Source organism: Variovorax sp. CF079 (assembly GCF_900101545.1).
In the GTDB taxonomy this organism is placed as follows: Bacteria; Pseudomonadota; Gammaproteobacteria; order Burkholderiales; family Burkholderiaceae_C; genus Variovorax.
Genome location: NZ_FMZU01000020.1, coordinates 1 through 18,761, shown reverse-complemented (window position 1 = coordinate 18,761; position 18,761 = coordinate 1). Strand labels below are relative to the sequence as shown.

Here is an 18,761-nt window from a genome sequence, read left to right as displayed (position 1 = left end):
CCTGGGTTCTTACTGCGTCGGCGTGAGGCCAGCGGCCTTCACGAGCTTGGCGTTGCTGGCGATTTCTTCCTTGATGTATGCATCGAACTGCTCGGGCTTGAGCGTCCAGGCGTCGGCGCCGAGCTTCAGGAAGCGTTCCTTGACTTCCGGGCTGGCGAGCGCCTTCGCGACTTCGTCGTGCAGCCGGTTCACGATCTCGCGCGGCGTCTTGGCCGGCGCCATCATTCCGATCCAGAAGTTGAATTCGGAGCCCGGCACCCCGGCCTCGGCCGTGGTCGGCACATCGGGCAACGCGGCCGCGCGCTTGGGCGAGCCCACGGCCAGCGCGAGCAGCTGGCCGTCCTTGATCTGGCCGATGACCGGCGCGATCGGCGAGAAGTAGTAGTCGACGCGGCCGGCCAGCACTTCGGTCACGGCCTCGGCCGAGCCCTTGAACGGGATGTTGGTGGCATCTATGTTGGCCGCCAGCTTGAACTTCTCGGCGTTCAGGTGCGTGGCGCTGCCCTGGCCCGCGGATGCGAAGTTGATGCTGCCGGGCTTGGCCTTGGCGGCGGCGATCAGCTCCTTCAGCGTCTTGATGTTCTTGGAAGGCGAGATCACCAGCGCGTTGGGCAGCGAGGAGATCGGCGTGACGCCGGCGAAGTCGCCCACCGTGTCGAAGGGCAGCTTGGCGAAGGTGGAGGGGCTGACCGTGTGCGAGGACGAGTGGATCATGATCGTGTAGCCGTCCGGCGCGGCTGTGGCCACGGCCTGTTGGCCGATGGTGCCGCTGGCGCCGCCGCGGTTGTCGATCACCAGCGTCTGGCCCATGCTGGCCCCCATCTTGTCGGCGATGGCGCGCGCAATGATGTCGGTGGTGCTGCCGGCGGCGAAAGGCACGATCACGCGGATCGGCTTGTTGGGGTAGACGCCCTGCGCCGCGGCGCCGAACGAGGTGCAGAGCGCGAGCGCGGCAATGAGGGCGGTACGTCGGGTGGTGGGTCGCATGGGAGTCTCCTTGTGTGCAATTCACCAAAAAGTGAATTAGCGATTCTAGGAACCCACTCGCCGGCTCGTCAACGGCCGGACCCTGGGAGATACCCGTATCAGCGCAGCACGTAGCCCAGCACCAGGTCGGTCATGTGCGACAGACGCTGCGCCATGGCCTTGGGCGCGCGCAGGTCGCGGCCGAAGACGGCTGACAGCGTGTCGTTGTTCGAGAGGTAGAAGTAGCAGAGCGAGGCGATGGAGATGTAGAGCTGCACCGGGTCGACGCCGGCGCGGAAGAGGTTGTCGCGCCGGCCGCGCTCGAGCACGGTGTCGAGCAGCTGGACCAGTGGCGAGTTCATGTCCTGGATGCGGTCCGAGCGCTTGAGATGCGCCGCGCGGTGCAGGTTTTCGCTGTTGAGCAGCGTGATGAACTCGGGATGCTCGAGGTAGTAGTGCCAGGTGAAGGAGATCAACCGGCGGACTGCTTCGACAGGCTCGATCTCGTCGAGGTGCAGCCTTTGCTCGGCCTCGCGGATGTCGGCATAGGTGCGTTCGAGCACGGCCAGGAACAGGTCGTCCTTGCTGCCGAAGTAGTAGTAGATCAGGCGCTTGTTGAGCCCGGCGCGCGCCGCGATGCTGTCCATGCGCGCGCCGGCGAGGCCACGCTGCGCGAACTCGTCCCGCGCCGAGGCGAGGATCGCGAGCTGCGAGCGATCGGCATCGCGCGAGCGCGGTTCGGCGGGCGCAGGGGATGGGGCTTTCATGGGCGGAATTTAACCAATTGGTGAATTAAGGCAAGAGGTTTCGGGGCGCGCAGATAATCCGCGCACCGATATTGCAACAGAGGCATCACGTCCATGAGTTCATCGCAACCCGCAGGCCATTTGATCGTCGAGTGCCTGGTCGAGCAAGGCGTGGAGCTGGCTTTCGGCGTCCCGGGCGAGAGTTTTCTGGCGGCGCTCGACGGCTTCCATGCCTACGGCGAGCGCATCCGCTTCATCGTCAATCGCCAGGAGGGCGGGGCCGCCTTCATGGCCGAGGCGCACGGCAAGCTCACGGGCCGGCCGGGCATCTGCTTCGTCACCCGCGGCCCGGGCGCCACCAACGCTTCGATCGGCGTGCACAACGCATTCCAGGATTCGACGCCGATGGTGCTTTTCGTGGGCGATGTCGGCAGCGACTTCCGCGATCGCGAGGCCTTCCAGGAAGTCGACTACGGCAGCTTCTTCGGCCCCAGCACCAAGGGTTTTGCCAAGCGCGTGGAGCGCATCGACGATGCGAACCGCATTCCCGAGTACATCGCGCGCGCCTTCGCCACGGCGATGAACGGCCGTCCGGGTCCGGTGGTGCTCGTGCTGCCAGAGGACATGCTGCGCACCATGACCTCGGCGCGACCGCTGGCCCGCGTGGAGGCCGTGCAACCCTGGAGCGACCCCGGCGCGCTGCGCACGCTGCGCGAGCTGCTGATGAAGGCCCAACGCCCGCTGGTGATCGCCGGCGGCGGCGGCTGGACCGTCCAGGCGGCGCAGGCGCTGCAGCGCTTCGCCGAGAACTGGAGACTGCCGGTCGCCAATGCCTTCCGCTTCCAGGACACCTTCGACAACCACCACCCACTCTATGCCGGCGACGTCGGCATCGCGATCAATCCGAAGCTGGCCGAACGCGTGAAGCAAAGCGACCTGATCCTCGCGATCGGCCCGCGCTTGGGTGAGATGACCACCGGCGGCTATACGCTGCTCGAAGCGCCGAAGGCAAAGCAGACGCTGGTGCACATCCATGCGAGCGCCGAAGAGCTCAACCGCGTCTACCAGGCCGACCTGGCCATCAATGCCGGCATGAGCGCGGCCGCACGCAGCCTCGAGGTGCTGAGTGCGCCGGCCGAGTTGCCATGGGAGGCGTGGACCGCGCAGGCCAACGCGGACTACCTGGCGAACCTCGAGCCTCAGGCTCTCGCCGGCTTGCCGGTGGAGACGCCGCGCGGCGCGGTCGACATGGCGGCGGTGGTCCGCCTGCTGCAGAAGCACCTGCCGCAGGATGCGGCCATCACCAACGGCGCGGGCAACTTCGCGAGCTGGGTGCATCGCTACTTCCGCTACCACGGTCTCGTGAAGGGCCACAAGACGCAGCTCGCGCCGACCAGCGGCGCCATGGGCTATGGCGTTCCCGCCGGCATTGCAGCCAACATCGCGACCGGGCGCATCGCCTTCACCATCGCCGGCGACGGCGACTTCCTGATGAACGGCCAGGAACTCGCCACCGCTTCGCAGCATGGTGGCAAGAGCATCATCGTGCTGCTCAACAACGGCATGTTCGGCACCATCCGCATGCACCAGGAACGCGAGTACCCGGCGAAGGTGAGCGGCACGGCCTTGCGCAATCCGGACTTCTGCGCGCTGGCCCGCGCCTACGGCTATGCGGCCGAACGTGTGACCGAGACTGCCCAGTTCGAAGCGGCACTGCTGCGGGCGCTGGCGGCCGATACGGGGACGCTGATCGAGATCCCGCTGGACCCCGAGGTGATCACCACGCGCGGCACGCTGTCGTCGATCACCAAGGCCGCGCAGGCGCGACCGATCGCGTAGGGCAAAAAAAAAGCCGGCTCGCGCCGGCTTTCTTCATTCGGGCACCGATGGCGCCCGAGGCTCACTTGACGTGCTTGCCGATCAGCGAGGCGAGCTCGAACATCGACACTTGCGGCTTGCCGAAGATTTCCTTCAGCTTGGCATCGGCGTTGATGTTGCGCTTGTTGGCCTTGTCTTGGAGGTTGTTCTTCTTGATGTAGTCCCACAGCTTGCTCACGACAGCGGTGCGCGGCAGAGGCGTCGAGCCGACCACGGCAGCGAGTGCCGGGCTGGGGGTCAGTGCCTTCATGAACGCAGCGTTGGGGGTGCGCTTCTTGGCGGGAGCTGCCTTCTTCGCAGGAGCCTTCTTGGCGGGAGCGGCCTTCTTTGCGGGTGCTGCCTTCTTCGCCGGAGCCTTCTTGGCAGGAGCCGCCTTCTTGGCCGGAGCGGCCTTCTTCGCAGGAGCTTTCTTGGCCGGAGCCTTCTTTGCAGTTGCCATGGTTGATTTCCTTTTTTGGATTGGACACTTTCACCAATGAAAAGCGGTGTCTCCACTGGCATTGCGGATGCTAAAGGAGAAAAAACGCGTTTCCAAGGGAAAAAGCGGTTTTTTCATTGGGAGCTGTTGTTTTTTCAGAGGAGAGAAGCGCTCGTTTTCCCTCTGAGCGGCGCGCAAGCTGTCTCAGGAGCGGCGCGAAGGCCACGTGGCGAGCACCACGCCGAGCAGCGCGAGCGCGAATGCGCAGACCTGCAGCATCGACAAACTCTCGCCGAGAACAAGCACGCCGACGACGGCCGCGCTGACCGGCAGCATCACGGTGAACACGCCGGCCTGCGAGGCCGGCACGCCCTTCAAACCGGTCATCCAGAGCCACACCGTCCAGATGCTCGCGGCCAGCGCATAGACGATCAGGAGGCCCCAGAGGCCGAGTGACACCGCGCCGAAGTCGAAGCGAAGCGCGAACCAGATGCCCAGCGGCGTCGAGAGCACGAAGCCCCAGAGGTTGATCAGCGAAGAGATGCGCTTGGGTCCGAGCCGCCCGGTGAGCGACTTGCCGATCACCGCGTACGCGGACTCGCAGAGCACCGCGCAGAAGACCAGTAGGTTGCCGAGCCAGGGCAGCGGTGCGGAGGCGTCGCTGCCCGGATGGGTTTGCGCAGGCGCCGGCGCGAACGCGAGCAGCCCGATGCCCAGCGCCGCGCAAGCGATCGCGATCCAGATGCGCAGCGTGATGCGCTCGCGCAGAAACAGCCAGCTTGTGAGCGCGACGACAGCGGGGATCGACGCCATGATCACGCCGGCCGACACCGCGCTGGTCAGGCTCACGCCGAACAGCATGCAGATCGAGAACATGAAGTTGCCGAGGAAGGACTCGAGAAAGACCAGGCCGCGCGTGCGCGCCGTCATCGCGGGTTCGTCGCTCGGGCGGCGCAGCCAGTGCGGCATCGCCAAGGCGGCAATGCCGAAGCGCAGCCAGGCGAGCAGCAGCACAGGGAAGGCGATCACCAAGGGTTTGGAGAGCGCGACGTAGCTGCCGACGAGCGACATGCTCAGGGCCAGGCAACCGTAAGCCACGAAGCGGCCGGGCGCGGGGAGGGCGGTGTTCAATAGACTGGGCGCGTTGTGCGAGGAGTGATTCGATGATGCCCCAATCCGCAGCGCCTGCAGACCCGGCCCGCCATGTGTTCGTCTACGGCACCTTGCGCCGTGGCGGGCGCAACGACATCGCACGCTTTGTGCCGGCGCCCGCGCATGTGGCCGATGCCTCCATCGCCGGCACGCTGTACGACCTGGGGAGCTATCCGGGCGCCGTGCTCGGCGGGACTGCGCGGGTGGTCGGAGAGATCTACGCGATCGCATCGGCGCTCGAAGCGCAGCTCGATCTGCTCGAAGAAGTGAAGCCCGATGACAGCGGCGAATACGTCAAGCGCGAAGTGAAGGTGCAAGCCGGCGCGAAGGAACTCGTGTGTCTGGTCTACGAGATTCATCCGAAGCGCATCGTGGGCAGGCCGGTGATCGCGAGCGGCGACTGGCTGGCACACATGCCCCCGATTTCATGAGCGAAGAGTTCATTGCGCATCGCGAAATCCGCGCATGCTGCGACGCAATATTTTTTCTCAATACAAGAAAATTTATTCCGCATTGAGAAAACATCGCGTAAGTGGTTGATTTTAAACGGTGAAAAATATGTCTTCTATAAGACATAAGAGTGTGGCCTTGTCGTACAGTAAGTCCACGGCCGCAGCGCCACCTCTCAATCAACCCTCGGAGTGACCATGCCCCAAACCATCACTGAACAACTGAGCCGCGAACAGCAAATCGCCGCCCTCGAAAAAGACTGGGCGACCAACCCGCGCTGGAAAGGCATCAAGCGCGGCTACAGCGCAGCCGACGTGGTGCGCCTGCGCGGTTCCTTCCCGATCGAATACACCCTCGCACGCCGCGGCGCCGAGAAGCTCTGGGATCTCGTGAACAACGAGCCCTACGTCAACTGCCTCGGCGCGCTCACCGGTGGCCAGGCCATGCAGCAGGTCAAGGCGGGCGTGAAGGCGATCTATCTGTCCGGCTGGCAGGTCGCCGCCGACAACAACAGCTACGCATCGATGTACCCCGACCAGTCGCTCTATCCGGTGGACTCGGTGCCGACGGTGGTCGAGCGCATCAACAACACCTTCCGCCGCGCCGACGAGATCCAGTGGTCCAAGGGCGGCAACCCCGGCGACAAGGACTATGTCGACTACTTCGCGCCGATCGTGGCCGATGCCGAAGCAGGCTTCGGCGGCGTGCTCAACGGCTTCGAATTGATGAAGGCGATGATCAAGGCCGGCGCCGGCGGCGTGCACTTCGAAGACCAGCTCGCTTCGGTCAAGAAGTGCGGCCACATGGGCGGCAAGGTGCTGGTCCCGACCACCGAAGCGGTGCAGAAGCTGATTGCCGCGCGCATGGCTGCCGACGTCTGCGGCACGCCGACGCTCGTGATCGCCCGCACCGATGCCGAAGCGGCCGACCTGCTGACCAGCGACTACGACGAGAACGACAAGCCCTTCCTCACGGGCGAGCGCACCGCCGAAGGCTTCTACAAGACCAAGAAGGGCATCGACCAGGCCATCTCGCGCGCCGTCGCCTACGCCCACTACGCCGACCTGGTGTGGTGCGAAACCGGCACGCCCGACCTCGAGTTCGCACGCAAGTTCGCCGAAGCCGTGCACAAGGTGCATCCCGGCAAGATGCTGGCGTACAACTGCTCGCCTTCGTTCAACTGGAAGAAGAACCTCGACGACGCGACCATCGCGAAGTTCCAGAAGGAGCTGGGGGCCATGGGCTACAAGTACCAGTTCATCACGCTGGCCGGCATCCACTCGATGTGGTTCAACATGTTCGACCTGGCGCAGGACTACGTGAAGCGCGGCATGTCGGCATACGTCGAGAAGGTGCAGGAGCCCGAGTTCGCGGCGCGCGACCGCGGCTACACCTTCGTGTCGCACCAGCAGGAAGTCGGCACCGGCTATTTCGATGAAGTGACCACCGTGATCCAGGGCGGCAAGTCGAGCGTGACGGCGCTCACCGGTTCGACCGAGGAAGAGCAGTTCCACTGATCTTCATCGGCGCTTGAGTTTTGTCCCCGCGCGAGCAATCCGCGGGGATTTTTTTCGTCTCGCCTCAGTCGACCATGCGCAGCTCGCGCACGCCACGGCCCAGGCGCTGGCGCAGCAGTGCGCGCAGCGTCACGCCCTCGGCGTAGCCCACCAGCGTCGCGATCTGTTCCAGGCTCTTGTCGCTGGTCTTGAGCAGATGCACGGCGCGTTCCACGCGCAGGTCCTGGAAGTAGGACAGCGGCGTCTTGCCGAGCACCTGCTGCATGCGGCGCGCCAGGGTGCGTTTGCTGGTGCCCGCCGCCGCGGCTGCCTCGTCGAGCGAAAACCCGTCTGCCAGCCTGCCGCGAGCCCAGCGTTCGAAGCGCTCCACGGTCGGGTCCGAGTGGCTCAGGTGATCGGTGATCACGTAGGCGGACTGTGAAGGCCGCGAGTCGACGATCAGGTATTTCGCCACCAGCGCCGCGAGTTCGGGGCTGGCCTGGCGCACCAGCAGCAGCGCCATGTCGATGTGGCTCAGCGCGGCGCCTGCCGTGACGAAGGCGCCGGAGCTCACCAGCATGCGCGATTCGTCGAGCTTCACGCAGGGATAGCGTTGGCGAAACAGCGAGGCCAGCCACCAGGTGGTCGTGGCGTGCTGGTGGTCGAGCAGCCCCGACTCGGCCAGCACGAAGGTGCCGATGCAGGCTGCGGCGATGCGGACACCTCGTCCGGATTGCGCGCGCAGGCAGGCCGCAGCCTCTGCGACGTCGCGCCGCTGCAGCGCGAACTGGAGGCCGTCGGGCATCTTCTCGCCGATCGCGGGCACGACGATCCAGTCCGGCTTGCCGGCATCGGGCGATGAGGCCACGGGCACGCTCAGGCCTTGCGAGGTGCGGACCCTCTTTCTCACGCCGGTGAGCTTTGCCTCGAAAGGCGTGACATCCAGACTGAGCATGCCGGCCAGTTCGTTGGCTGTGGTGAACACGTCCAGTACCGTGGCCAGGCCGGTGTCGAACACGCCGTCGAGTGCGAGGATGTTGACCTTCATGGCAACAACCATATCAAAGATGTCAAAAATGCCAATAGGTCCTATGCCGCGGCATGCCTAGAGTCACCACCATGGACGCGCAATCCCGCGCTTCCGTGTCCACCGGAGACCTTCATGATCAAGTTCGCATTGTTCGCCCGCCTCGAAGCCAAGCCGGGCAAGGAAGCCGAGGTCCAGCAGTTTCTCGAAGCGGGGCTTTCCATGGCGCGCGACGAGAAGACCACGCCGATTTGGTTCGCCCTGCGCATTTCGCCCACCACCTTCGGTGTCTTCGACGCGTTCGAGGACGAGGCCGGTCGCCAGGCGCATCTGAACGGCCCGATCGCCCAGGCCTTGATGGCCAAGGCGCCAGAGCTGTTCGCCAAACCGCCGGCCATCGAGCCGATCGAGGTGCTGGGTCTCAAGAATGCAGCGCCCGCGTCCTGAGCGGGCTGCGGATAGAATCGGCAGCTCCGTCTCAGCAGCAACAAGAGCGAGAAAGGCACCCTGGTTATGACACCGCGAACTACACCGCAAGCAATGAGCGGTCTTTTCCTTGAAGGAAGAGGCCGGTAGTCCGCGCACGCTGGAAGCATCCAGCACTCAAACCACAGCCAAGCGCGGTCCCAGACCGCGCTTTTTTGTTTTCTCGCCGAGGTTTTCTTCCCATGATCCAGATCACTCTCCCCGACAACTCGCGCCGCGAGTTTCCCGGCCCGGTTTCGGTGGCCGACGTTGCCAAGTCCATCGGCCCCGGCCTCGCGAAAATGACCGTGGCCGGCAAGGTCGACGGCCAGCTGGTCGATGCCAGCGACCTGATCGAGCATGACGCGAAGCTGCAGATCATCACGCCCAAGGACGACGAGGGCCTGGAGATCATCCGCCACTCGACGGCCCACCTGGTCGGCCATGCAGTGAAGCAGCTCTACCCGACGGCGAAGATGGTGATCGGTCCGGTGATCGAGGAGGGCTTCTACTACGACATCGCCTACGAGCGCCCTTTCACGCCCGAGGACATGGAGGCGATCGAGGCGCGCATGCGCGAGCTGATCGCGCGGGACTACGACGTGGTCAAGAAGATGACGCCGCGCGACGAGGTCATCGAGGTGTTCAAGTCCCGCGGCGAGGACTACAAGCTGCGGCTGGTGGAAGACATGCCCGACGAAAAGGCGATGGGCCTGTACTACCACCAGGAGTACGTCGACATGTGCCGCGGCCCGCACGTGCCGAACACTCGCTTCCTCAAGGTCTTCAAGCTCACGAAGCTGGCCGGCGCCTACTGGCGCGGTGATGCGAAGAACGAGCAGCTGCAGCGCATCTACGGCACGGCCTGGGCCGACAAGAAGCAGTTGGACCAGTACGTCCAGCGCATCGAGGAGGCCGAGAAGCGCGACCATCGCCGGCTGGGCAAGGAGCTCGATCTGTTCCACATCGACGAGGTGGCGCCCGGCGTGGTGTTCTGGCATCCCAAGGGCTGGGCGATCTGGCAGCAGGTCGAGCAGTACATGCGCCGTGTTTACCGCGACACGGGCTACCAGGAAGTCAAAGGCCCGCAGATCCTCGACAAGAGCCTGTGGGAAAAAACGGGCCACTGGCAGAACTACCGCGAAAACATGTTCACGACGGAGTCGGAAAAGCGCGACTACGCACTCAAGCCGATGAACTGCCCGGGCCATGTGCTGATCTTCAAGTCCGATCTGCGCAGCTACCGCGACCTGCCGTTGCGCTACGGCGAATTCGGCCAGTGCCACCGCAACGAGCCCTCGGGCGGCTTGCACGGGATCATGCGGGTGCGCGGATTCACGCAGGACGACGGCCACATCTTCTGCACCGAAGACCAGATCCTCGAGGAATGCGTGGCCTACACGGGGCAATTGCTCAAGGTCTATGCCGATTTCGGCTTCACCGAGATCCTCTACAAGGTGGCAACACGGCCCGATAACCGCATCGGCGCCGACGAACTCTGGGACAAGGCCGAGCATGCGCTGATGGAGGCACTGCGCCGATCGGGTGTGGAATTCGTCATCTCGCCCGGCGAAGGCGCCTTCTACGGGCCGAAGATCGAATACACGCTGCGAGACGCCATCGGCCGCCAGTGGCAGTGCGGCACGATGCAGGTGGACTTCAACATGGCCGAGCGCCTGGACGCAGAGTACGTCACCGAGTCCAGCGGCCGCGCACATCCGGTCATGCTGCACCGCGCGATCGTCGGCAGCCTCGAGCGATTCATCGGCATGTTGATCGAACATCACGCCGGCGCACTGCCCGCTTGGCTGGCGCCGGTGCAGGTCGCGGTGCTCAATATCAGCGAAGGACAGGCGGATTACGCATCTCAAGTTGCGAAATCGCTGCAAAATCAAGGGCTTAGAGTTTTGCTCGATCTGCACAACGAGAAGATTACGTATAAAATACGGAAGCATTCGTTGCAAAAGCTTCCCTACATCCTCGTCGTGGGCGACAAGGAGAAGGAAGCAGGTGCCGTCGCAGTGCGCGCCCGGGGCAATCTTGATCTCGGTGCCATGTCGGTGGAGGCGTTCTCCCAAAAGATCGCCGCCGACATCCAACACAAGCTTTGAATTTGAACCGGTTCAAAGGCTGATTTTGAGCAATCAGGCTGCTTGTGGGCGTGGACTCTACGGCGTTCGCTACAATTTTTGTAGCAGATTGATTGAAGGATTCTGACCATCGCTACTGCATTTCGCGACCGCCGCCACCGCGAGGAACGCCAACACCGCCTGAACCGGGAAATCATGGCCCCGGAAGTCCGCCTGATCGGGCCCGATAACGAGCAATTGGGTGTCGTGAGTCTTGCCGAGGCATTGCGCCTGGCTGGTGAGCAAGACGTGGATCTGGTGGAAGTCGTCGCGGCGGCCAATCCGCCGGTCTGCCGCCTGATCGAGTACGGCAAGTTCAAGTACCACGAGCAGAAGAAGGCTGCCGAAGCGAAATCGAAGCAGAAGGTCATCGAGGTCAAGGAAATCAAGTTCCGGCCGGGTACCGACGAAGGCGACTACAACATCAAGATGCGCAACATCCGGCGTTTTCTTGACGAGGGCGACAAGTGCAAGATCACGCTGCGCTTCCGGGGGCGCGAGATCACGCACCAGGAACTCGGTCTGGCGCTGTTGCAGCGCATTCGTGAGGATCTCGGCGACGCGATCGTGGTCGAGCAGTTTCCGAAGCTCGAGGGCCGGCAGATGATCATGATGATCGCGCCGGGCCGCAAGAAGGCGGGTGGCGCGGCAAAACCGGCGGCTGAGTCGACAACCGCACCCGCCGCGGCCTGAGCTGAAGAGATAGAAGGATTCGAAGGGATTTCGCCCTTGTCAGCACTCCAAGGTGCAGGCAAGGGCGGGATAAAGAAGTGTCTCGGGGCCAACAAGCCCGTGGAATATCCGCGGCGCCTCACGAGCACAAACTAAAGGAGCATTCACATGCCCAAAATGAAGACCAAGAGCAGCGCGAAAAAGCGTTTCCGCGTTCGTCCCGGTGGCACCGTCAAGCGCGGTCAAGCCTTCAAGCGTCACATCCTGACCAAGAAGACCACCAAGAACAAGCGTCACCTGCGTGGTGCAACGGCAGTGCACGAGACCAACATGGTTTCGATGGCCGCCATGTTGCCCGGCAGCGGCATTTAATCCAGACGAACAAGGAGTACACACATGCCTCGCGTCAAACGTGGTGTAACGGCTCGCGCCCGCCACAAGAAGGTTCTCGCACTCGCCAAGGGTTTCCGCGGTCGCCGCGGCAATGTCTTCCGCATCGCCAAGCAGGCGGTGATGAAGGCAGGCCAATACGCCTACCGTGATCGCCGCACCAAGAAGCGCGTGTTCCGCCAACTGTGGATTGCCCGTATCAATGCCGCTTCGCGCGAACTGGGCCTGACCTACAGCCAGTTCGCCAACGGCATCCGCAAGGCCGGTATCGAGATCGACCGCAAGGTCCTGGCCGATATCGCCGTGCACGACAAGGCCGCTTTTGCCGGCATCGTGGAGCAGGTCAAGGCCAAGCTGGCTGCTTGATCCTGCACAGCGGGTTGCCGTCTTCCGGGACAGCGGCCTGCGCCCACGGCACAAGGGCTGGCGCTTGAAAGGGCTCCAGCCCTTTTTTCTTTCACCTCGAAGTATTCCCCATGAACGAGTTGGACTCCCTGGTCGACACCGCACGTGCTGCCTTCGCGAAGACGAAGGCCCCGGCCGAACTCGAGAACGCCAAGGCGCAGTTCCTCGGCAAGGCCGGCCGCATCACCGAGTTGATGAAGGGCATGGCCGCGCTCTCCGTCGACGAGAAGAAGTCGCGCGGCGCGGCGATCAACGTTGCCAAGCAGGCCATCGAGGCCGCGCTCACCGAGCGCCGCCAGCAGCTGGCCGACGAGGAACTCGCCGTCCAATTGCGTGCCGAGGCGCTCGATGTCACATTGCCCGGCCGCCAGCGTGCGCCCGGCGGCCTGCATCCGGTGAGCCGTACGATGGAGCGCATCGAGGCGATCTTCTCGAGCATGGGCTTCGATGTCGCGGACGGTCCCGAGATCGAGAGCGACTGGCACAGTTTCACCTCGCTCAACAACCCGCCGAACCATCCCGCGCGCTCCATGCAGGACACTTTCTACGTCGACATCAACGGCGAAGACGGCATCCCGTACAACCTGCGCCCCCACACCAGCCCGATGCAGGTGCGCTATGCGCATCAGCACGTCAAGAAGTACGCGGCCGAGTTCGAAGCCGCGGCGGCCGACACCACCGGCACGGTCAAGGCGCCCGAGATCCGCGTGATCGCGCCGGGCCGTACCTACCGCGTCGACAGCGACGCTACGCACTCGCCGATGTTCCACCAGTGCGAGGGCCTCTGGCTCGGCGAGAACGTGAGCTTCAAGGACCTCAAGGTCGTGTTCACCGACTTCTGCCGCACCTTCTTCGAGACCGACGACCTGGTGCTGCGCTTTCGTCCGAGCTTCTTCCCGTTCACCGAACCGAGCGCGGAGATCGACATCCAGTTCCAGACCGGCCCCCTGGCCGGCCGCTGGCTCGAGGTCTCGGGCGCGGGCCAGGTGCATCCGAACGTGGTGCGCAACATGGGCCTGGACCCCGAACGCTACATCGGTTTCGCCTTCGGCATGGGCCCGGACCGGCTCACGATGCTGCGCTACGGCGTCAACGATCTGCGCCTGTTCTTCGATGGCGACCTGCGCTTCCTGAGCCAATTCCAGTAAACAGAGAACGAGAACGACGAGATGCAATTTCCAGAGTCCTGGTTGCGCGAGTTCTGCAACCCGCCGCTTTCCAGCGCAGAACTGGCGGAGACGCTCACGATGGGCGGGCTCGAGGTCGAGGAGCGCCGGCCGGTGGCGCCGCCCTTCACCAAGATCGTGGTCGGCGAGATCAAGGAAGCGGGTCCGCACCCCAACGCCGACCGGCTGCGCGTGTGCCAGGTCGACGCGGGGCAGGGCAGCTTGCTCAACATTGTGTGCGGTGCGCCCAACGCGCGCGCCGGCATCAAGGTGCCGCTGGCGCTGGTCGGCGCGGAGCTGCCGCCGGGCGATGACGGCCAACCTTTCCTGATCAAGCTGGGCAAGCTGCGCGGCGTCGAAAGCCAGGGCATGCTGTGCTCGGCGCGCGAGCTCAAACTCAGCGAAGACCACGGCGGCCTGCTCGAACTTCCGGCCGATGCGACCGTAGGCGCCGACGTGCGCGAGGTGCTGAAGCTCGACGATTCGCTGCTGACGCTCAAGCTCACGCCCAACCTGGCGCACGGACTGAGCGTCTACGGCATCGCGCGTGAGCTCGCGGCGTTGACCGGTGCACCGCTCAAGACACCTGCCATCGCCCCGGTGGCGGTGGCATTGAAGGACAAGCTGCCGGTCCAGGTCGCAGCCCCCGATCTGTGCGGCCGCTTCTCGGGCCGCATCGTCCGCGGCGTCGATACGAAGGCCGCCACGCCGGCGTGGATGGTCGATCAACTTGCGCGCTGCGGTCAGCGCAGCGTGTCGCCGCTGGTCGACATCTCGAACTACGTGATGTTCGAGTACGGGCAGCCGTCCCATATCTTCGACCTCGACAAGATCCACGGCGGCCTCACGGTGCGCTGGGGCAAGCCGGGCGAACAGCTCAAGCTGCTCAACGGCAACACGGTCATGGTCGACGAGAAGGTCGGCGTGATCGCCGACGAGCGCGGCGAGGTCGAATCGCTGGCCGGCATCATGGGCGGCGATGCGACGGCGGTGTCCGACGACACCCGTAACATCTATGTCGAGGCGGCCTTCTGGTGGCCCGAGTCCATCCAGGGCCGTTCGCGCCGCTTCAATTTCAACACCGACGCGGGGCACCGCTTCGAACGGGGCGTCGACCCGAGCCGCACGGTGCAGATCATCGAGCGCATCACGCAGCTGATCGTCGACATCTGCGGCGGCCAGGCCGGCGCCATCGACGACCAGACACTGCGCCTGCCGGAAGCCAAGCCCGTCACGCTGCGCGTGGCGCGTGCTGCGCGCGTGATCGGCATGCCGCTCACCCAGGCCCAGTGCGGCGACGCGCTGCGCCGGCTCGGCCTGCCCATGGAAGAGGGCGAAGGCACGCTGGTCGTCACGCCGCCGCCGCACCGCTTCGACCTGCAGATCGAAGAAGACCTGATCGAAGAGGTTGCCCGCCTGGTCGGCTACAACAACCTGCCGACCATGGCCCCGCTGGCACCGATCACCGCGCGCGTGCGGCCCGAGGTCCAGCGCAGCCGCTTCGCCGTGCGCCATCGCCTGGCCGCGCTCGGCTACCAGGAAACCATCAACTTCAGCTTCGTCGAGGCGCACTGGGAGCAGGAGCTCGCCGGCAACGCCAACCCGATCAAGCTGCTGAACCCGATCGCGAGCCAGATGAGCGTGATGCGCTCGTCGCTGATCGGCTCGCTGCTCCAGGCGCTGAAGTTCAACCTCGATCGCCGGGCGCCGCGCGTGCGCGTGTTCGAGCTGGGCCGCGTGTTCCTGCGCGACGACGCGGTCGTCACCACCGACAGCACCGTGAAGGGCATCCACCAGCCCATGCGCGTGGCAGGCCTGGCCTGGGGCGATGCCGAGGCCGCGCGCTGGGACGGCAAGGCGCAGCGCGTCGACTTCTACGACATCAAGGGCGACGTCGAAGCGCTGCTCGCGCCCCTTGTGCCGAGCTTCGAGGCGACCGAGCATCCCGCGCTGCATCCGGGCCGCGCGGCCCGCGTGCTGCTCGACGGCCGTGCGATCGGCGTGGTGGGCGAACTTCACCCGCGCTGGCGCCAGACATGGGAGTTCGCCCAGGCGCCCGTGCTGTTCGAGCTCGAACTCGATGCCGTCATCGCGCGGCCGCTGCCCGAAGCCCAACTGGTGCCCAAGCACCAGGCGGTGGAACGCGACATCGCCGTCGTGGTGGCCGAAGCGATCACGCACGATGCGCTGATGCGCACCATCCGCGCGGCCGCCGATCCCAGCTTGCTGCGCGACGCCGTGCTGTTCGACATCTACCGGCCGCCCGTGGCGCGCGACGGCGCTGTCGCCCCTGGGGGCCTGGCGCAGGGCGAGAAGAGCATGGCCGTGCGCCTGAGCTTCAATAGCGACAGCGCCACTCTGACCGACGAGCAGGTCGAAGCGGCGGTGGCCACGATCCTCGAGCAACTCAGCGCGCGGCTTGGCGCGCATCTGCGGGTATGAACGCCATGGAATTCACGCTCGAAGTCCTCGAAACGCCCGCGCTCACCAAGGCGCACCTGGCCGACCTGCTGTTCGAGCAGATCGGCCTCAACAAGCGCGAATCCAAGGACATGGTCGAAGCCTTCTTCGACCTGATCGCGGCCAGCCTGATCGAAGGCACGGACGTCAAGATCTCGGGCTTCGGCAATTTCCAGATCCGCGTCAAGGCGCCACGGCCCGGCCGCAATCCGCGTACCGGCGAGGCCATTCCGATCGGCGAGCGCCGCGTCGCCACCTTTCACGCCAGTGCCAAGCTGAAGGAACAAATTCACGGCAGCATCGGCGAAGAGGGGCCGCAAGAGGTGGAGTGGAGTCTCGGCGCCGAATAGTGCTTGGTCGCGCGCGGTGCGTGGAGTAATCTCTAAGGTTTCCCTCGCACCGTCTTGATTTCAATGGAGAAAACGCTCCCACCGATTCCCGTCAAACGCTACTTCACGATCGGTGAGGTCGGCGAGTTGTGCGGCGTCAAGCCGCACGTGCTGCGCTACTGGGAGCAGGAGTTCACGCAGTTGCGCCCGATGAAGCGGCGCGGCAATCGACGCTACTACCAGCACCACGAGGTGCTGATGATCCGCCGCATCCGCGACCTGCTCTACGACCAGGGCTTCACCATCAGCGGGGCGCGCAACAAGCTGCAGGAAATGGTCCAGTCGGAGCGCGACCGCCGCAAGGCTGGCGAAGTGCCGCTCGAAGGCATGGAGGCGGTCGAGATCGATCAGGAAGAGTTCGAAGCCGCACTCAAGGAAGGCACGGATATGCCGCAAGGCGCAGACCGGACCATCGATCCGTCGCAGCTGCTCCACCTGCGGCGCGAACTGTACGAAATTCGCGAACTGCTGACACCAGGTCACTGAAAACGCACCGCTATAATCGAGAGCTTCGGTGTGTGGCGCAGCCTGGTAGCGCACTTGCATGGGGTGCAAGGGGTCGAAGGTTCGAATCCTTTCACACCGACCAATTTAGTATCCGGATCCGTCCGGTAACAGCCAAAAAGCCCTTAAGAATCAACGCTTAAGGGCTTTTTCTTTGGCCGCAGCCGTCCGGAGCGGTTCGAGGGCGGCCAAGGATAGGTTGGCACGACTGATGGAGGACCGCGAGAGAGCCGGCCGATTGGCCCTCGGGTCCAGTCTGTGGAGACGATGGCCCCACCCTCCGATGAAGATTAGTTGCTGGCGCCAGGGAGCCAGTGCCTGGATCAGCCTCGCGAAAGCTTCTAGGTCGTTCATCTGTTTTAGGTGCCGACAATCGGCAAGAGAAATTTCTCGTAGATCAGGGTGGCTTGTTCAGCGCCCCGTGCCGGGTGGTGCAGGACGTCCAGCCATATCTGGATGACGTCAGTCACCATGAGCCCGTTTTGATCGATGGCTCCTCTGAACGTCGACTGTGGAAAAGGTGCTTGTCGCAAGATCAGATCCGGTCGCTCAGTTGGATAGGCCATCAGCTCTGGCCAGTCCGATGAACTCACCTTAGGCAGTTTGTGGACATAGACATACGGAGGCACGCCACTGACGTGCCCGATGTCCAGTTCATCGGCGGCAGCAAAAAGCCCCAGACAAGCGTCTTCCGGATGCTTACCCAGTAGCCCTCGGATTTGCTGAGGGACAGGGGCCCGTAGAAGAAAGCGGCATGGCATCTCCGGACATGAACGCATCGCGGCAGCGCCCCAGCGGCGAAACAGTTCTTCGCGACGGACGAGTTTCAGATGGGGGGCTGAATCGCTCAGATATCCCTCGCTGCGCAGTTGCTGCAGAAATCGAGATGCGCTCATGGCGGATACCTGTGCAGCTTCGGCCAGGTCGGAGCCGTTTCGAAATTTCTTCCGCGGGGCGTTCAGAAAGCCTCCGGGCAGTTCCCACGCCAAGAGGAGCTTCAGCATCCACTGATTGAGGTCCGAAAACAGATTGATGGCCTGCGGCGGATGAGTGGCGGCAGAGCGCCTGAGTTCTTCCGGCAATCGGTTCAGCTCTTGGAACGCTGCATCACTGAAATATTGTTCGCCGCGTCCCGAGATGAGGCCGACGGGTACATCCTTGGCGAATCTCTGGGCAAATGAGTCCACATGTCTCGCCAAAGACGGGGATGCATCTGGTACATAGATGATCGCGAGGGGGAGGGCATTGCCGGACTGTTCGGCCGCGGCTTGGGCTTGAAGAATCGCCATCGAGAGCATCGGTAGCACGCGGTCCGGGCGGCTTTCGGAGAGCGATTTGATCTCGACAATGAAGCGGTGCGCTCCACGTTGGATGATCAAGTCTGCGCTGACCGGTGCCCCGGGCGGTACCTCCACGGTCCAATTGTTGGACCGGAAGAAGTCGGCAACGTACTGCTCAGCAGGCGCTATACGCTTGTTTGGTGACAGAGGGGCGGGCATGGGTAGGCTCATCTAACATGGCCATTTTACTTAACATGGCCGCGTTGTCAACCATGGCCGTGTTATCGGCCAGCTCTGCTGGACTAGATGTCCGACCCCCTCCGTTTGCGACAGGGCGCCCACGTACGATGCCGAAAGGGGTACAGAGTCATCGACTCGACCGACCTGGTGCCAAACCCTTTTGTCGGCTAGCCAACTGCCGGCGAGTTAATCCACAAGTCCCGCGTCTCAGTCGAGGCGGCCCCAAAATGATGCGAGAAAGCAACTAATAAGAGGAGCTCAGGGAGGGGGTACAAAAGGGGGTACAAAAGTCTTCTCGAATTTGCTGAAGGCCGTATTCATGCGGGCTCCAGGCAATCTTTAGATCGGTTTCACACCAAGGGCGTCCGACGTAGGCCAGCGTCGAGTGCAGTCGAGCACGGTTGTACCAGAGCAGCCACGCGACGGCTTCATCCCTTGGCCTCGCGCTTGGTCTTGAAGCGTTGTCCGTGCAGCCGCTCCACCTTCAATGACCCGAACAGGGTCTCGCTGCAGGCGTTGTCCCAGCAG

At 63.9% G+C, this 18,761-nt stretch carries 19 protein-coding genes, 1 tRNA gene and 1 pseudogene; 13 read left to right on the top strand and 8 right to left on the bottom strand.

The window, feature by feature from the left end; all coding sequences use genetic code 11:
* Window positions 1–9 precede the first annotated feature (9 nt).
* Window positions 10–987, bottom strand: a complete 978-nt coding sequence (locus tag BLS74_RS24525) for a tripartite tricarboxylate transporter substrate binding protein (RefSeq protein ID WP_093109765.1) — start codon at window positions 985–987, stop codon at window positions 10–12.
* A 98-nt stretch (window positions 988–1,085) separates the two neighbouring features.
* Window positions 1,086–1,733 (bottom strand): TetR/AcrR family transcriptional regulator, encoded by a 648-nt coding sequence (locus BLS74_RS24520; RefSeq protein ID WP_093109764.1) that lies wholly within the window; start codon window positions 1,731–1,733, stop codon window positions 1,086–1,088.
* 93 nt (window positions 1,734–1,826) lie between these two features.
* On the opposite strand from BLS74_RS24520, the gene BLS74_RS24515 reads away from it, so the two are divergent.
* Entirely contained in the window at window positions 1,827–3,551 is a 1,725-nt protein-coding gene (locus BLS74_RS24515) for a thiamine pyrophosphate-binding protein (protein ID WP_093109763.1), read from the top strand.
* Between the two features lie 61 nt (window positions 3,552–3,612).
* On the opposite strand, the gene BLS74_RS24510 is transcribed toward BLS74_RS24515, so the two are convergent.
* Window positions 3,613–4,029: an SWIB/MDM2 domain-containing protein gene (locus BLS74_RS24510; protein WP_093109762.1), complete on the bottom strand. Its 417-nt coding sequence runs from the start codon at window positions 4,027–4,029 to the stop codon at window positions 3,613–3,615.
* 183 nt (window positions 4,030–4,212) lie between these two features.
* Window positions 4,213–5,139: a DMT family transporter gene (locus BLS74_RS24505; RefSeq protein ID WP_093109761.1), complete on the bottom strand. Its 927-nt coding sequence runs from the start codon at window positions 5,137–5,139 to the stop codon at window positions 4,213–4,215.
* 35 nt (window positions 5,140–5,174) lie between these two features.
* Between BLS74_RS24505 and BLS74_RS24500 the strand changes: the two genes are divergently transcribed.
* Both BLS74_RS24500 and aceA read left to right on the top strand, forming a co-directional pair.
* Window positions 5,175–5,591, top strand: coding sequence for a gamma-glutamylcyclotransferase family protein (locus tag BLS74_RS24500; protein WP_093109899.1), 417 nt, complete (start codon window positions 5,175–5,177; stop codon window positions 5,589–5,591).
* Between the two features lie 216 nt (window positions 5,592–5,807).
* Window positions 5,808–7,127, top strand: coding sequence for an isocitrate lyase (aceA, locus tag BLS74_RS24495; RefSeq protein WP_093109760.1), 1,320 nt, complete (start codon window positions 5,808–5,810; stop codon window positions 7,125–7,127).
* Between the two features lie 64 nt (window positions 7,128–7,191).
* Here the strand turns inward: aceA and BLS74_RS24490 are convergent, their stop codons facing one another.
* Window positions 7,192–8,154, bottom strand: a complete 963-nt coding sequence (locus BLS74_RS24490; protein WP_093109759.1) for a GlxA family transcriptional regulator — start codon at window positions 8,152–8,154, stop codon at window positions 7,192–7,194.
* 114 nt (window positions 8,155–8,268) lie between these two features.
* Between BLS74_RS24490 and BLS74_RS24485 the strand changes: the two genes are divergently transcribed.
* The gene (locus BLS74_RS24485; RefSeq protein WP_093109758.1) at window positions 8,269–8,580 is read left to right on the top strand and encodes a putative quinol monooxygenase; all 312 of its coding nucleotides are present in this window, start codon (window positions 8,269–8,271) and stop codon (window positions 8,578–8,580) included.
* Between the two features lie 221 nt (window positions 8,581–8,801).
* Window positions 8,802–10,709, top strand: coding sequence for a threonine--tRNA ligase (thrS, locus tag BLS74_RS24480; RefSeq protein WP_093109757.1), 1,908 nt, complete (start codon window positions 8,802–8,804; stop codon window positions 10,707–10,709).
* A 69-nt stretch (window positions 10,710–10,778) separates the two neighbouring features.
* Here thrS and BLS74_RS35180 read toward each other — a convergent pair whose 3' ends face one another.
* Window positions 10,779–10,973, bottom strand: a complete 195-nt coding sequence (locus tag BLS74_RS35180; protein WP_244503993.1) for a hypothetical protein — start codon at window positions 10,971–10,973, stop codon at window positions 10,779–10,781.
* On the opposite strand from BLS74_RS35180, the gene infC reads away from it, so the two are divergent.
* The 8 genes from infC to BLS74_RS24440 all read left to right on the top strand — a co-directional run bounded on the left by infC (window position 10,884) and on the right by BLS74_RS24440 (window position 16,798).
* On the top strand, window positions 10,884–11,420 hold the full coding sequence (gene infC, locus BLS74_RS24475) for a translation initiation factor IF-3 (RefSeq protein ID WP_244503985.1): 537 nt from the start codon (window positions 10,884–10,886) through the stop codon (window positions 11,418–11,420). The two genes, BLS74_RS35180 and infC, sit on opposite strands and share 90 nt — an antisense overlap.
* A 147-nt stretch (window positions 11,421–11,567) precedes the next feature.
* Window positions 11,568–11,771 carry a 50S ribosomal protein L35 gene (gene rpmI / locus BLS74_RS24470; RefSeq protein ID WP_028253491.1) on the top strand — a complete coding sequence of 68 codons (204 nt, stop codon included), beginning with the start codon at window positions 11,568–11,570 and terminating at the stop codon, window positions 11,769–11,771.
* 24 nt (window positions 11,772–11,795) lie between these two features.
* Window positions 11,796–12,155, top strand: coding sequence for a 50S ribosomal protein L20 (rplT, locus tag BLS74_RS24465; RefSeq protein WP_028253492.1), 360 nt, complete (start codon window positions 11,796–11,798; stop codon window positions 12,153–12,155).
* A 110-nt stretch (window positions 12,156–12,265) separates the two neighbouring features.
* Entirely contained in the window at window positions 12,266–13,342 is a 1,077-nt protein-coding gene (gene pheS / locus BLS74_RS24460) for a phenylalanine--tRNA ligase subunit alpha (protein ID WP_093109755.1), read from the top strand.
* Window positions 13,343–13,363: 21 nt separating this feature from the next.
* Window positions 13,364–15,802 carry a phenylalanine--tRNA ligase subunit beta gene (gene pheT / locus BLS74_RS24455; RefSeq protein WP_093109754.1) on the top strand — a complete coding sequence of 813 codons (2,439 nt, stop codon included), beginning with the start codon at window positions 13,364–13,366 and terminating at the stop codon, window positions 15,800–15,802.
* A complete protein-coding gene (locus tag BLS74_RS24450; protein ID WP_093109753.1) occupies window positions 15,799–16,170 on the top strand; it encodes an integration host factor subunit alpha in 372 nt (123 codons plus the stop codon). The genes pheT and BLS74_RS24450 overlap by 4 nt, the downstream gene beginning before the upstream one ends.
* A 63-nt stretch (window positions 16,171–16,233) precedes the next feature.
* Window positions 16,234–16,695: a MerR family transcriptional regulator gene (locus BLS74_RS24445; protein WP_093109752.1), complete on the top strand. Its 462-nt coding sequence runs from the start codon at window positions 16,234–16,236 to the stop codon at window positions 16,693–16,695.
* A gap of 26 nt (window positions 16,696–16,721) precedes the next feature.
* A tRNA-Pro gene (locus BLS74_RS24440) sits at window positions 16,722–16,798 on the top strand.
* A 274-nt stretch (window positions 16,799–17,072) separates the two neighbouring features.
* Here BLS74_RS24440 and BLS74_RS24435 read toward each other — a convergent pair.
* The gene (locus BLS74_RS24435; protein ID WP_093109751.1) at window positions 17,073–18,212 is read right to left on the bottom strand and encodes a hypothetical protein; all 1,140 of its coding nucleotides are present in this window, start codon (window positions 18,210–18,212) and stop codon (window positions 17,073–17,075) included.
* A gap of 388 nt (window positions 18,213–18,600) precedes the next feature.
* Window positions 18,601–18,761 (bottom strand): annotated as a pseudogene (locus BLS74_RS33985) (integrase core domain-containing protein); the annotation flags it as partial.